This is a genomic window from Pedobacter sp. ISL-64 (assembly GCF_018613605.1).
Classification (GTDB): domain Bacteria; phylum Bacteroidota; class Bacteroidia; order Sphingobacteriales; family Sphingobacteriaceae; genus Pedobacter.
The window spans coordinates 49,846-63,170 of the sequence record NZ_JAGGPU010000016.1 but is presented as its reverse complement, the minus strand read 5'-3'; the positions used below and the strand labels follow the sequence as shown (position 1 = coordinate 63,170).

General features: G+C 38.4%; 16 protein-coding genes. 2 read left to right on the top strand and 14 right to left on the bottom strand.

Features of this window, described 5'->3' with window-relative positions; translation table 11 throughout:
• Window positions 1-13: 13 nt before the first annotated feature.
• The 10 genes from J7E57_RS18835 to J7E57_RS18790 all read right to left on the bottom strand — a co-directional run bounded on the left by J7E57_RS18835 (window position 14) and on the right by J7E57_RS18790 (window position 7,320).
• Window positions 14-1,234, bottom strand: a complete 1,221-nt coding sequence (locus tag J7E57_RS18835; RefSeq protein ID WP_215124709.1) for a DEAD/DEAH box helicase — start codon at window positions 1,232-1,234, stop codon at window positions 14-16.
• A 184-nt stretch (window positions 1,235-1,418) separates the two neighbouring features.
• Complete coding sequence (locus tag J7E57_RS18830) at window positions 1,419-1,871, bottom strand: Hsp20/alpha crystallin family protein (protein WP_215124710.1); 453 nt, start codon at window positions 1,869-1,871, stop codon at window positions 1,419-1,421.
• 54 nt (window positions 1,872-1,925) lie between these two features.
• A complete protein-coding gene (locus tag J7E57_RS18825; protein WP_215124711.1) occupies window positions 1,926-2,318 on the bottom strand; it encodes a hypothetical protein in 393 nt (130 codons plus the stop codon).
• 4 nt (window positions 2,319-2,322) lie between these two features.
• Window positions 2,323-2,556: a hypothetical protein gene (locus J7E57_RS18820; protein ID WP_215124712.1), complete on the bottom strand. Its 234-nt coding sequence runs from the start codon at window positions 2,554-2,556 to the stop codon at window positions 2,323-2,325.
• 5 nt (window positions 2,557-2,561) lie between these two features.
• Window positions 2,562-2,828, bottom strand: coding sequence for a hypothetical protein (locus tag J7E57_RS18815; protein ID WP_215124713.1), 267 nt, complete (start codon window positions 2,826-2,828; stop codon window positions 2,562-2,564).
• A 573-nt stretch (window positions 2,829-3,401) separates the two neighbouring features.
• Window positions 3,402-3,755 carry a hypothetical protein gene (locus tag J7E57_RS18810; protein WP_029274238.1) on the bottom strand — a complete coding sequence of 118 codons (354 nt, stop codon included), beginning with the start codon at window positions 3,753-3,755 and terminating at the stop codon, window positions 3,402-3,404.
• Window positions 3,756-3,765: 10 nt separating this feature from the next.
• Window positions 3,766-4,317 (bottom strand): RNA polymerase sigma factor, encoded by a 552-nt coding sequence (locus tag J7E57_RS18805; RefSeq protein WP_057933206.1) that lies wholly within the window; start codon window positions 4,315-4,317, stop codon window positions 3,766-3,768.
• Window positions 4,318-4,430: 113 nt separating this feature from the next.
• Complete coding sequence (locus J7E57_RS18800) at window positions 4,431-5,366, bottom strand: ketopantoate reductase family protein (RefSeq protein ID WP_215124714.1); 936 nt, start codon at window positions 5,364-5,366, stop codon at window positions 4,431-4,433.
• A gap of 10 nt (window positions 5,367-5,376) precedes the next feature.
• A complete protein-coding gene (locus J7E57_RS18795) occupies window positions 5,377-6,312 on the bottom strand; it encodes a PD40 domain-containing protein (RefSeq protein ID WP_215124715.1) in 936 nt (311 codons plus the stop codon).
• 246 nt (window positions 6,313-6,558) lie between these two features.
• Window positions 6,559-7,320 carry a DUF4197 domain-containing protein gene (locus tag J7E57_RS18790; RefSeq protein ID WP_215124716.1) on the bottom strand — a complete coding sequence of 254 codons (762 nt, stop codon included), beginning with the start codon at window positions 7,318-7,320 and terminating at the stop codon, window positions 6,559-6,561.
• 217 nt (window positions 7,321-7,537) lie between these two features.
• Between J7E57_RS18790 and J7E57_RS18785 the strand changes: the two genes are divergently transcribed.
• Entirely contained in the window at window positions 7,538-8,116 is a 579-nt protein-coding gene (locus J7E57_RS18785; RefSeq protein ID WP_215124717.1) for an RNA polymerase sigma factor, read from the top strand.
• Window positions 8,109-9,413 carry a carboxypeptidase-like regulatory domain-containing protein gene (locus tag J7E57_RS27355; protein WP_215124718.1) on the top strand — a complete coding sequence of 435 codons (1,305 nt, stop codon included), beginning with the start codon at window positions 8,109-8,111 and terminating at the stop codon, window positions 9,411-9,413. The genes J7E57_RS18785 and J7E57_RS27355 overlap by 8 nt, the downstream gene beginning before the upstream one ends.
• Window positions 9,414-9,897: 484 nt before the next feature.
• Here the strand turns inward: J7E57_RS27355 and J7E57_RS18775 are convergent, their stop codons facing one another.
• The 4 genes from J7E57_RS18775 to secG form a co-directional block, all read right to left on the bottom strand.
• On the bottom strand, window positions 9,898-10,908 hold the full coding sequence (locus J7E57_RS18775; protein ID WP_029274247.1) for an inorganic phosphate transporter: 1,011 nt from the start codon (window positions 10,906-10,908) through the stop codon (window positions 9,898-9,900).
• A 12-nt stretch (window positions 10,909-10,920) separates the two neighbouring features.
• Window positions 10,921-11,562, bottom strand: coding sequence for a DUF47 domain-containing protein (locus tag J7E57_RS18770; RefSeq protein WP_029274248.1), 642 nt, complete (start codon window positions 11,560-11,562; stop codon window positions 10,921-10,923).
• A gap of 240 nt (window positions 11,563-11,802) precedes the next feature.
• A complete protein-coding gene (locus tag J7E57_RS18765) occupies window positions 11,803-12,828 on the bottom strand; it encodes a sensor histidine kinase (protein ID WP_029274249.1) in 1,026 nt (341 codons plus the stop codon).
• Window positions 12,829-12,960: 132 nt separating this feature from the next.
• Complete coding sequence (gene secG / locus J7E57_RS18760) at window positions 12,961-13,323, bottom strand: preprotein translocase subunit SecG (protein ID WP_215124719.1); 363 nt, start codon at window positions 13,321-13,323, stop codon at window positions 12,961-12,963.
• Window positions 13,324-13,325 lie beyond the last annotated feature (2 nt).

Here is a 13,325-nt window from a genome sequence, read left to right as displayed (position 1 = left end):
CGTTTTAAATAATTTATACCGAAGGTTTTGGTTTTTTCTTTTTGTTCCAAACCTTTTTCTTACCCTGATGTTGAGGCCGTTTTTCCTCCACATGCGTAATTTCTATTGCAGCTATGCTTTCTGGCAGTGGCATGCGGGGAACTTCCTTCTCGATTAATTTTTCGATGTTATCGAACTTGCGTTTATCTCTTCCATTAACCAATGTAATGGCCGTTCCTTTGGTTGCAGCTCTTGCCGTACGGCCAATACGGTGTACGTAATCAGCCGGATCGCCAGGAACATCATAATTGATTACCAAGTCGATTCCCTCGACATCGATTCCGCGGGACAACACATCTGTTCCGATTAAAATTGGCAATCTCCTGTTTTTGAAAGCCAGTAAAATATCCTCGCGTTCTTTCTGCCCTAAATCGGAGTGAAAAGCTTCTGCTTTAATACCCAATCCTTTAAAGGTTTTATACAACGCTTTTACTTTTTCTTTCGTCGAAACGAAAATGATACTGCTTTTGTATTGCCCACTTTTAAAAATATCGGTTAATAAGGCCTGTTTCTGTTGGTCGTGAATGTTATAGGCTTGTTGATCGATCCCCTCAGCAGGTTTAGCAATTGAAATGGTAATCTGCTTCGGTTCGTGCAAAATCTTACCTGCCATGGTTCTTATTTTCGGGGCCATTGTAGCCGAGAACAAAAGTGTTTGCCTTTTCTTTGGCAGGTAGCTAATAATGCGGATAATGTCGTCGTAAAAGCCCATATCCAACATTCTATCTGCTTCATCTAAAATTAAATGCTGCAAATGTTCCAGTTTTAACACACCTGATGATAAATGTGCCATTAGTCTGCCCGGAGTGGCAATAATAATATCTACACCATTGCGCATAGAACGTTTTTGCTGTTCGTAAGCGATACCATCTCCCCCACCGTAAACAGCTAAAGAACTGATATTGGTAAAATAAGCTAGCGCTTCAACCTGTAAATCGATCTGTTGCGCAAGCTCGCGCGTTGGAGCCAGTATCAAGGTATTGTTGTGCCTATCGGCAGCTTTGCTAATTTTATCCATTACGGGTAAAAGGTAGCTGGCCGTTTTTCCTGTACCGGTTTGAGCGCAGGCAATCAGATCATGATTATCTAAAATTACCGGGATGGCTTGTTCTTGTATTGGAGTAGCGCTTTTATACCCCATGGCCATTAAGCCTTCGTATAAATCGGGGTTAAAATTAAAGTCGTTAAAATTCAATCTATTGTGTTTATGTCTTTTAGCAAAAGTACCTTAAAATACCGCTAATAGCAAACCGCATTTTAATATCGATATATTAAATGATTTTAAACGGCATATGTGGTAACACTTTAGGTGGTATAAAAACAAAAAAGCCCCGATTGTTATAAACAACCGAGGGCCTGGAAATTATAATAGACGAAACTTAGTCTACCAGAATATCTTTTTCTGGTGTATTCGTTTCAGGGTTTTTAGGTAGGGTAACCTTCAAAATTCCATCAGCATAACTCGCTGAAATATTTTCTACTAAAACTTTTCCGTTTAGGCCAAAAGCCCTTTCGAAAGTGCCGTTGCTATATTCTCTGCGGCTATACTTTTTAGCCGAATCGGTTTCTTCTTTAGCTTGGTAAGAAATGGTTAATACATCATCTTTGGTAACCACCTTTAAATTCTCTTTAACCAAAGCTGGTGCAAAAAGCTCAATAATAAAGCTGGTTTCTGTTTCTTCTATATTAGCAGGTACTTTTCTAAAGCCCTGGTTAAACATGGCGTGTTTGTGGTGACCAAAAGGACCACCAAAGTGCCTTCCAAATCTTCCTTCTCCTGCGCCGAAGCGACTATGCATCTTGCCCGAATGGCATCTATGTTCGTTGTACATTTTGTTTAATTTTAATTGTTGTTTATTCTGTTAATTTATCGGCTTAAGCCAATATTAGTTGTAAGCCGCCTGCTCCGTTTTAGGGATACCCAATAGCTGTGTAATGATATTTGCGTAGGGATATGAAGGCGAGAAAACGGCGTAATCAAATTTCAAACCCCTTATCTGAACCAAAATATCATCGATAAATTTCATTGGCTCAAGCAGTGCGCTGATCAATCCCGATTTAGGTTTTTCTTCTTCATCAATCGCCTTTTTCCCTTGAAAAACGTTCAATTCCCGATTGTAGGCTTTAAAGTCAGCGCCGATTTGTTCGATAGGAACCTTAAATTCGTCCGAGCTAAAGAAAGTTACCTTCTCCCCTCGGGTAATCAGCTCGTTTGCCATACCCAAAATCGGACTAACATCGGCTTGAGATGGATCGCTTAAAAAAAGTACCTGTGACATAACGTTATCTATTTACTTTGTTTACACTGTCAACAGGACTAATCACGGCATTATCCATTTTTCTGTTATGGTGACTGTAACTATGGTTTCTATGATGTTCTTGCTGGCAATCATCATGATAATGCCTGTTTTTAAAATCTAACCGATCGCGATATCCATTCTGAACGGCCAGTACATTTAAGCTGTAAAAAGTTCCTGCAGCAACAGCCAATGCCAATAATATTCTAAATGCTCTCATGGCGGTTAATAATTTACGTTAATATTGTTAACTGTTCCATTGCCTTGTACGGTTGGCCTGTACCATTGGTTATCGATCGGCACAATTGGGTTGTAGTTATTTTCGAAACCGTTAAAGCGGTTATGGAAATAATGGTGACGCTTACCGATAAAAATCCTGAACATTAAACCGATCAGCATGATGGCCAATATAAATTTGAACACAAATGGTATGAAGAAAGCGACTGTACCAAGTACAATCCCGAGTCCTATGGTTTTTAATATTTTTTTCATCTTTTTATATATGTTGTTATTTGTGATGAAGCTATCATGATTTCTCCCGTTATTTTGGGTTTTGAAAATCATGATGGTTTCATCTTCTTATAATTTTAAAGTATTGTAATCAATTCACCTTAAATAAGTTGAACTACTAATACTGTTGTTTTTGTTATTTATATAGGAAGACGGAACAACTTTACTTTTACTTTAAATTATTTTGATTTTTTTATTCGTTAAGGAATTTTGTCATCCTGAATGCAATGAAGGATCTTTTTAAATGAATTAAACTGTTGGTCTGTGAGCGAGCAATTAATAGAATCTACAGTTACTCGTTGATCCTTTCGTTATGTCATCCTGAGCGGAGTCGAAGGATCTTTTCAATAAATTTCGGAGGTGCGTCTTTCGAGTGGAGTGAAATGCAGTCGGGAACGGCGAAGTGCTGGGTGAGGCTAACCCTATGTAAAAAGATCTCTCTCCCGAAAGTTCGGGACTACGCTTCAGTCGAGATGACGAATCTCAAGAGATTCTTCACTTCATTCAGAACCACAGTAAAACAAAAAAGCCCCGATTTTAATCGAGGCTTCTAAATTATTCCTTATTGCGATGGTGGCCCCATCCGCCACATCTCCGTTTATATTCTTCTTTGAATTTTGCTCTCTCCTCATCGTTCATCGTCTCCCATTTAGCACGCATGCTCCTTGCCCGCTCACGGAAGCCATTATGTCCTCCATGACCACCTTTATTAAAGTTTCCAAAAAGCAACCTACACAGCACAAGTAAACCGAGGGCTTGCCAATAATTAAGTTTGCCTGCATGTGCCACCTCAGGTAAAATCCAATTCCATAAAAACATAACCACATAACCCAATACCGCTGCAATAAGCACCGCTACGGGTAAAAAGAAAATAAATTTCTTGCGCCGATTAAAATTTCTATTCATCATGTCTGCAAATTTAATAGTTAATAAATTCCTGATATAAATTTTGTAAACGGTTACGCAGGTGTTTTACAGCATAACCCTTTCTTGATATTAATGTTTTGATATTCTCACCGCTTTCATCCGCCAGTTCCTGAAAAGTGCGTTCTTCCAATTCGTTCTGAACAAACACGTAACGCTGATTCTCCGGTAGTTCTTCCAAGGCCAAAAACAGTTGATCCCAGAATAGTTTTTTTAAACTTTCTTCTTCTGGCGAGTAAGCCTCGGCAAGTAAAATCTCTTTAAAATTGATTTCGCCATCTTCACCTTCGAAAGTAAAATCTTCTAACGATTCTTCTTTTTGTTTACGGTATTTATCAGTGATCTTATTTCTTGCCACCCGGTATAACCAGCCACTAATCTGCTCAATGGCGCCAGCCTCGGGTTGATTGCTGAGCTGAAACCAAACATCCTGTAAAATATCTTCCGCATCCTCATCCGTATTCACCCTTCCACGGATGAAACTGAATAAGCGCTTACCATAATTGGCAACCGTTGAAATGATATTTTGAGGTTCGTTTGTTGGCACTAAATTTTGCTTAATAACCCAGTAAACGGATGAAACTCAATATTACTTTAAATTTTCTTTACTTTTTTCGGAAAATCGATTTTTTTAGTCAAAAAACCCTGATTTTTAGCGGCTTATAGTGGCCATTTTTTGAGTGATCCTTCGTACAGTTTTTGATAAGTTGGCGCAGCAATGCCAAGTTTTTCGGCTTCGCGTACAATGTAGCCTGTTAACGACTCAACTTCTGTTTGTGGTTTTTGATTGAGATAATCGCGGTGCATGGACGAGGTAACCTCGTAGGGCATCGATTTCATCGTATTTAATGTTTTGCCCGAAATGTCATCACTAATGGTTACGCCTTTAGTCAGGGCAAGGTTTTTCACTTCTTCAATTAACTTCAGAACAGTTTCAAGATTTTCTTCCAGTACCTTTCCGATAGTGCTATCGAAATAAGATGTAGCGGTAGCCATAGGAGAAATAAATATAAATTTTTCCCAGATGGCGGTAGAGATTTTATCCGAAACCGTTACATCGATTCCTGCATCAAACATTAAATCTTTCAGATGTAAAACCGCTTCGCTAAGTGGCCCATCCATACCAAAAGATAGCTTTTGAATGTTGCCTGAATTTTCGATTATACCAGGCGATTTAATTTTGGAAACGATAAATGCACAGCCTTTTAAAACATTTGCATGAGGTAGGATTTCTAAAATTTCATCACTTGCACTAACGCCATTTAAAAGTGGCAATAATATCGTGCTATGGTTGATTAAGGGCTTTAACTTTTCAATAGTTTGTTTTAAATCATAGCTTTTAGTGCAGATTATAATATAATCGGCCACGCCAATTTTATTATAATCATCGGTAGCTAAATATGACTTGGTTACAAAATTTTCGTTCCCTTTTATTACAGTTAACCCCTTATTTTGGATCTCATTTAAATGTTCGCCACGGGCAACAAAAACAACTTCTACATCATTTCCGTTGCTATATTTCTTAGACAGTAAGCCTCCGAAATATCCACCCACCCCACCAATTCCTACAATAACGATTCTTGTTTTATTTGGCATAATAAACAGATTATTTCAATGCACCCGTTGGGTTATTTCCTTTATCCACTACCGTTTTAATATTCCCCTCTAAATCAGAAACATATATTTTGCTTTGCGTAAAGGATTTTTCAGCTCCGCTATAAAAAATCCGATCATCGGCCGTGAGAAAAACATAAGGAACATTTACACCGTTTGGCGAAATCCGTTGTACTTTTTTACTGGCCAGATCTAAAATATAAACGGCTTCACTCGGCCCCGTTAATCCGTCTAAACTATCGGCATTTCCTGCATTAAAAATCAGTTTTTTCCCGTCTTTTGTATAAAAGAAACGGTTGTTGCTTGCAATGGAAAATTCTTTCCCGATCAAATCGGCTATCAATTTAGTATCGATTAACTTTCCGGTACGATCAAAGGTGTAAAGTTTGGTAAGATCCTGTCCGACGATTTCCTTTTCATTTTTCCAGGTTGGTGCATAAACATTTATTTTAGATGCACTATCGAGCATCACATATCCAGAATTATCGGTTTTTACAACACCTATCTTCCATAAGTTTTTACTGTTAAAAATATTGAAAGCGATCGCAGCTCCATCAGGCGACCACATGGCCTGATAATAATTATTACTATTTACCTGCAATTTACCCTGGCTCTTGTTTTCCATATCGGCAATCCAAATGGATCTGTTCCCGGCCGAATCGCTCAGGGTATATGCCAGTTTATTTCCGTCAGGAGAAATAGCCGGATCGGTAGCACCGCCGAACGAAATCTGTTTCATGGTATCGATACTCGTGGCTACAATTTTATCTCCGTCCTGATAGGCTAACGCGAAATTTTTACTACTTAAAGAAACGGTATCTAAAACGGCTTTCGCATTTTCTGCTTCGGATTTATTGTTATTGCAGGAAGTAATTAATGCAACGCAGGGAATTAAAATAGAAACTAATGTGGTGCTGATTTTCGTCATGTACAATTTTACAAATAGTTTTTGTGTCTGCGGTTTTTGAAGGGAAGCAGAAGCTATATTTTACTTAATAAAACTTTATGTTGATCGATTTTATCCTTCGCTCTCGTTCCTGTCTCCACGAGCCACAATCAATACCTACACTTAAATCTAATTCAGTCTGTGAGGACACACAGACCAAGTAAGAAGACCGAGGCAATTGATTTCTTTCCGCCGTGGTTCGTGTCCTCACGAACCACAATTAAACGATTAAATCTTTTTCTTATCCGCGTAACCAAATACTTTTTGCAACAAGGTTGTACTTCTTGAGCTTAAGTTTCCCCTGATTTTGAGTTCTTCCTTCGCAACTTCAACAAATAAACCATCTATCGCTTTTTGTGTAACGTATTCGGTTAAATTCGTATTGACAGGCTTAACCAAAGGCAGGCGATTGTATTGTGTTGTTAAGTCGCTATAATATTTGGTGGCATTTACCTTATTTAAACTTGTGGTTACAATTGGGCTAAATTTTTGCATCAGCTGGGAAGTAGTTACCCTTTTAAAGTATTCGGTAGCTGCGTTTTTGTTACCCAACAGGATATTAGTCGCATCGGTTAATGTCATTTGTTTAATGGCTGAGATAAAAATAGGCTTTGCTTCGGTAGCAGCATCTTCTGCGGCACGGTTTAGGCTTACAATCACATTATCGCAAAGTTTGTTCAAGCCTATGCCACGTAATGTTCTTTCAACCTTTTGTGCTTCAGGAGGCATCAAAATTTTAACGGCCAGATTGCCTAAAAAACCATCTTTAAGCGAAAGCCTGTCGGCACCTGCAGAAACACCAATTTGCAGGGCTTCCTTAATCCCCTGTCCTATTTCAAAAGTAGATGGCGTTCCGGTGGCAGCTGTGGTAGTGCCCTGTTTTTCGGTTACTTTTTTAAATATATCACTCAGTTTAATCTGTGCGCTAACATTTAGGCTTGTAAATATCAGCATGGCCAGTGATGCCGATAAAATATTGATCTTTTTCATTTTGTGTGTTTAATCATGTTTAGCAAAACAACTGCCATAATTCTTATTTACCCTCAAAGATAAGCCTTTGCACATGGCAATAATGTTAAACCACTTAAAAAGATAGGGAGCAATGTAAAATATTTAGGCCCTTCTCTTCCTAAAAAATTAGTTTATGTGCCATCACTCAGAAATATTTTTTATACTTGAAAGATAATTCGAAATAGCTACCATTTTTTTGAGGTTTATAAAAAACACAGCTGGGAACGCCCAGCAAGAAGACGCCAAACTGATTGCCCAGTATAAAAATACGGGCGATTTAGACGCGTTGGGTACGCTTTACAATAAATATATGCATTTGGTGTTCGGGGTTTGTTTAAACTACTTCAAAGATGAAGAGCAAAGCAAAGATGCAGTAATGCAGATTTTTGAAGAACTTGTAACGAAATTGAAAATGCATGAGGTACAGAACTTTAAAAGCTGGCTTCATGTTTTAACGCGGAACCATTGTTTAATGGCACTACGTAAATCGGCGAAGCAAAATAATGTCTCATTAGACGATACTTTTGTGGAAAATAGCGAGTTTGTGCATCTGGATATAGACAACACAAAAGAAACGCAGCTTACCATTATGGAAAAGTGTATGGAAACTTTGCCCGAAGAACAGCGAAAAAGCGTAGATTTATTTTATTTACAAGAAAAATGTTATAAAGAAGTAGCTGATATTACGGGCTACGACATGCTTAAAGTTAAGAGTTATATCCAAAATGGTAAGCGGAATCTGAAGATTTGTATAGAGAAAAACAGTAGTGAATAACGGTTGGTTAGATATTGATGTTCTGGAAGATTACCTGGATGGTAAGCTTGATGCTAAGGCTATGCACTTTGTAGAAAGACAGGCTTTGGAAGATCCTTTTGTTGCCGAAGCATTGGAAGGACTGAAAAAATCGCCCAAACGCAGGCAAACACTTTCTATTTTACAAAAGCAACTGTACGACCGTGTTTCGGAGAAACCTATAAAACGCAAGCTTTGGGGCATTACTACCCAAAGGTTAAGTATTGCAGCAACCGCAACCGTAGCATTTATTGCAGTAAGCATTTTATTCTTTATGCGCGAAACTAACCGCAGGAACGCCGAACTTGCTGCGCATAAACAGGGCGGTGTGATGGTTCAGTTAGATAGTACAACGAATATTGCTTCAGTTCAACCCAAACCTAAAGAAGATACGGTTACTCAGAATTCGACAAAGGCTGCTTTGGTAGATAAGGCAATTAGAGCCGCAAAAACAGGGGATTTAGCGAAAAACACTAAAGCAAAACCTGCATTAGAACGGGCAGAGCAACAAATGGCCGAGGTAAAAACGGCGAAAATTGCAACCGAGAGCAATCGCGCTAAAGCGAAGAGCGCGGTAGGCTTTGGCAATTACAGACCAAGCCCAATTACGATAAGCGAGACTGTAGTGGCAGCTGCGCCGGCATTAGGCTCAAGTAAAATCGCATTTAGTGGCAACGTTGTAGACCAAAGCAATGGCCAACCTGTTCAGGGTGCCGTGGTAAAGTTAGCGGGTTCTAAAAATGTAACCGCAACCGATGCTAAAGGTTATTTCTATTTACCTGCCGATAGCAATGCAAAAGATAAGGACTTATTGATTAACGCTATTGGCTTTAAAGAATTGCCTGTAGCTGGTCTGCAAGATCCTAATGCAATTAAAAGTGCTTTAAGTGGAAATAGATCACTAAACGAAATCGCATTAATTACAGGCTCATATGGGCATAAGAAAGAAAATATTGCTGCACCAAAAATTACACTGCATGCAGAACAAAACCTGGATGGAAAATCGACCGATGATATTACAAAGCCTATTCCGGTTTCTACTATTAACTATAGCCAATATTTAGAGAATAACAATAAACTTTATAACCCTAAAGGGCCGGAACAATTTGTGATTTTAAGTTTCAAAGTTAAAAGTAACGGACGACCAACAAATATCAGCGTTATAAAATCACTGAACAAAAAAGCCGATGCGGAGGCAAAACGACTGATTCAAGAAGGTCCGGATTGGGTATTGCCTAAAAATGGAACTGATTTAGTAGAAATAAGCGTTAAGTTTTAATCTTCATTTCAACCACAAGAATAGATGAAGTATTATACCAAGAACACAGCAGATACTATCAGCTTTTCGCTCTAGATCGGCGTTAAGAACAACCACATAGAACTTAGTGTTATGATTTAAATTTAGATGTAAAGTGTTTTCTTTTTATTCTAACGCTTTTAACCGTGAAGAATGTAACGCTGTCATTCTGAACGCAGTGAAGAATCTTTTAATGAATAGTAAAGTATGATTAAAGATCCTTCGTTGCACTCAGGATGACAGTCAAAAATTAGACTGCAGTAGAGAACCCAGAGGCTCAGCGAAGCTAATCTTAAAGCGCTTGTATTAAGTCCCATCCGATAACTATCGGATCGAGTTGGGAATGATGATCTCTTGTAGCTACTTGGCATACTTTGCGAAAATCTTTGCGCACTTTGCGGTTAAAACAAAAAAGACCAAGGCTATTAGCTTTGGTCTCTCAAGTTATATATTAAGGATTTTGTTTTTATTTTAAGTAATAGATCACGGCATAAATAATTGCGGCTAATGTAGCCGAAACCGGAATGGTTAAAATCCAGGCCCAGATTAAGTTGATGGTTACACCCCAACGTACTGCAGAAACGCTTTTTACTACACCTACCCCTACAATCGAACCTGTAATGGTATGCGTTGTAGAAACCGGAATACCGAAATGCTCTGTAATACCTAAAGTTACTGCCCCAGCGCCTTCGGCAGCAACACCTTCCAGTGCGGTTACTTTGGTAATTTTGGAACCCATTGTTTTAACAATTTTCCAGCCCCCGCTCATTGTACCTAACGATATTGCCGAATAACAGGCAATTGGCACCCATGCAGGCATAGCTTCGAAATTAGGAATTACTTTTGAAGCGATTAAAGCTGTTGCAATGATCCCCATTACCTTTTGGGCATCGTTACCTCCGTGAAAGAAACTTAATGCCGCAGAAGAGAGCAATTGCAGGCGTTTAAACCATTTCTCAGCAGTTGCTGGCTTAGCATAACGACAGATATTGATAATGATCAGTGTTAATACAACTGATATAACCATACCGATTATTGGTGCCAGTACAATGAAAGAAACAATTTTTATTACATAACCCGTGTTTACAGCATCAAGCGGACTAGCGCCTATAAGTAAAGCATGTGTCATACCTGCACCAGCAAAACCGCCAATTAAGGTATGTGACGAACTTGAAGGGATACCATACCACCAGGTTAAAAGGTTCCAGATAATTGCAGCAACCAAACCTGCAAGGATAACTTCTAAAGTGATGTAATTTTCGATTACCGTTTTAGCAACTGTATTGGCTACTTTGTGGTCGGTAAAATAAAAGTAGGCAGCGAAATTGAACAACGCAGCCCACAAAACCGCCTGAAAAGGCGTAAGAACTTTTGTAGAAACAACTGTTGCAATCGAGTTAGCGGCATCGTGAAAGCCGTTAATGTAATCGAAAGCAATAGCCAGAATTACAACAACAACCAATAAGGTAGTTACCATGTTTGTTTTTTATTAAGCGTTTTTAACCAAGATAGTTTCAAGCACATTCGCCACATCCTCACACTTATCTGTCGCTTTTTCTATCGTTTGTAAAACCTCTTTTTGTTTAATTAATTCAATCGCATTGGTTTCGTATTCGAATAAACGGGCTACCGCTAATGTAAATACATAATCAGCCTGGTTTTCGCCACTGTTAATACGGATACAAGCATCAGCAATTACGCGGATGTTTTTGAAACTGCGTAATTCTTTAATTGCTTTATCAATATCAGTACACATTTCTACCAAAAGCTCGGCAATTTTAACAATCGGCTCGTTAATGGTATTCATGTTATACATCTGCATACGGTTTGCAGTACCATAAATATAATCGGCAACATCATCAACGGCAGTAGCCAATGCATGAATGTCTTCTCTATCAAATGGCGTAATAAAGTTCCTGCTCAGTTCAAGAAAAATTGAATGGGTAATATCATCACCTACATGCTCTAAGCGCTCAATTTCTTTAAAAATTGTTTTTCTGCTTTCAGCATCACCTGTGCTAACCATTTCTAAAAGGGTTTCTGCAATTTTTAATGCATTGCTACCTGCCTGCTCGAAAAGCGGATGAAACTTTTTGTCTTGAGGTGTAAAGAACTTAAAAATATTGTTCATGTTAATTTTAATATGTTGCAAAGCTACAAGCCCAATGTTAAGTTAATGTTAATTTATTAATTATATTAACTAATTATCTCCTTATTTAGCCAGGAGTGCGTTATTTCTATATTTCAGGTAGCTGACAATGAAATAATTAAAGAAGTTCATTGGCCATTAGTGCATTAGTTTGCCCGCTTCGGTGTAATTAGCGCCTTCATGACAAAAGAGTTAAGGGTTGTCTGCTAGAAACATCAAAAATTACCCGCCTTTTTGTAGCGTAAAAGCAAAGGTTGTGCCTATGCCCGGCGTACTTCTTACCGAAATGGTTTGTTGGTGTGCCTCTAAAATGTGTTTTACAATGGCTAAACCTAAACCTGTGCCTCCAACTTCTCTCGCCCGATGGGTATCAATGCGATAAAAACGCTCAAACAAGCGCAACAAATGCTTTTCTTCTATGCCGATGCCATTATCGGTAACTTCGATCAAAACCTGATCGTGCAGTTCAAAAATCTTAATGGCTGTTTCGCCACCATCAATGCCATACTTAATACTGTTTACCAGCAAGTTAATTAATACCTGCCTAATCTTTTCGCGATCGGCCGAAACCAATGTAATAGCAGTATATTTATCTTTAAAAAAGAGTTTAATGTTTTTTGCTTCAGCGCGGTCTTCGAGGTTTTCCATTACCTCTTTTGCCAATTGCACAAAATCGAATTTTTGGTAGTTAATTGGCGATTCGCCTGTTTCTAACTTTGAAATAACATCTAAATCATTAATTAAATAACTCAGTCGCTCTACATTGTTTTCAGCTTTTTTTAGAAACAATACAGCCTGATCCGGGTCATCTACCAAACAGTCCTGTAGCGTTTCAATATATCCTTGAATGGCAAAAAGCGGGGTTTTAAACTCGTGCGAAACATTGGAAAGGAATTCTCTTCTAAACTGTTCCTGTTTTTTTAATAAATCTATTTCTTTTTTCTTTGCACCTGCCCACTCCTTTACTTCTTGCTCTACATCATTAATCGGATCAGAACTCACGTACTCGCCGAGCGCATCTTTTAAATCTTTACCTAATTTAAGGTTATGGATGAGTTTGTAAATGAGTTTAATTTTAGTGTAAATATATTTCTCCAGCAAATAATAAAAAACCAAAAAACTGCACAGAAACGATACGCCAAAAGAAATAGCCATGTAATACAGGCTATGCTGAAAATAAAAATTAACCATCCCGATGGAAAGACCAACGGCGAGAGCAGTAAATAGAACCAGCACACTTAATTTCATGCTGCAATTTAAAGCTTTTTATGTTAAATGTGTGTTAAGAGACAAAGGGTTGATTCATTTTTTACGGAATGTTAAAAACCAAAAAAGCTTTCCCTTTTGAGGAAAGCTTTATAAAATACGGGTAAGTATTACTTATTTCTTTGTCGAGTCTGTTTTAGCTGGAGTCGAAGCAGCAGGCTTAGTGCTGTTTAAACTTCCGCCAAGTGGAGATGGTGATGGTGTTTTATCTAAACGCTCTTGTATAGCTGAGTTTCCAACTGCTGCAGTACCACCGCTAGTTTTAGCAATTGTAGTAACGGCAAGGGTTAACACTACGATCAGAGTTAACAATACCCACGATCCTTTTTCTAAAACATCGCCGGTACGTTGTACACCAAACATGTTACTGGTGCCACCGCCTGTAGCTAAACCTCCACCTTTAGGATTTTGTACTAAAACAAATAAGCCTAAGGCCACACACGCAATAATTAATAAAATGATTAAAAAGGTTACCATGG

Coding starts and splice junctions, on each gene's coding strand:
- J7E57_RS18830 (WP_215124710.1), bottom strand. CDS start 1,871: ATGTACAACGAACATAGATGCCATTCGGGCAAGATGCATAGTCGCTTC.
- J7E57_RS18825 (WP_215124711.1), bottom strand. CDS start 2,318: ATGTCACAGGTACTTTTTTTAAGCGATCCATCTCAAGCCGATGTTAGT.
- J7E57_RS18820 (WP_215124712.1), bottom strand. CDS start 2,556: ATGAGAGCATTTAGAATATTATTGGCATTGGCTGTTGCTGCAGGAACT.
- J7E57_RS18815 (WP_215124713.1), bottom strand. CDS start 2,828: ATGAAAAAAATATTAAAAACCATAGGACTCGGGATTGTACTTGGTACA.
- J7E57_RS18810 (WP_029274238.1), bottom strand. CDS start 3,755: ATGATGAATAGAAATTTTAATCGGCGCAAGAAATTTATTTTCTTTTTA.
- J7E57_RS18800 (WP_215124714.1), bottom strand. CDS start 5,366: ATGCCAAATAAAACAAGAATCGTTATTGTAGGAATTGGTGGGGTGGGT.
- J7E57_RS18795 (WP_215124715.1), bottom strand. CDS start 6,312: ATGACGAAAATCAGCACCACATTAGTTTCTATTTTAATTCCCTGCGTT.
- J7E57_RS18790 (WP_215124716.1), bottom strand. CDS start 7,320: ATGAAAAAGATCAATATTTTATCGGCATCACTGGCCATGCTGATATTT.
- J7E57_RS18775 (WP_029274247.1), bottom strand. CDS start 10,908: ATGGTAACTACCTTATTGGTTGTTGTTGTAATTCTGGCTATTGCTTTC.
- J7E57_RS18770 (WP_029274248.1), bottom strand. CDS start 11,562: ATGAACAATATTTTTAAGTTCTTTACACCTCAAGACAAAAAGTTTCAT.
- J7E57_RS18765 (WP_029274249.1), bottom strand. CDS start 12,828: ATGAAATTAAGTGTGCTGGTTCTATTTACTGCTCTCGCCGTTGGTCTT.
- secG (WP_215124719.1), bottom strand. CDS start 13,323: ATGGTAACCTTTTTAATCATTTTATTAATTATTGCGTGTGTGGCCTTA.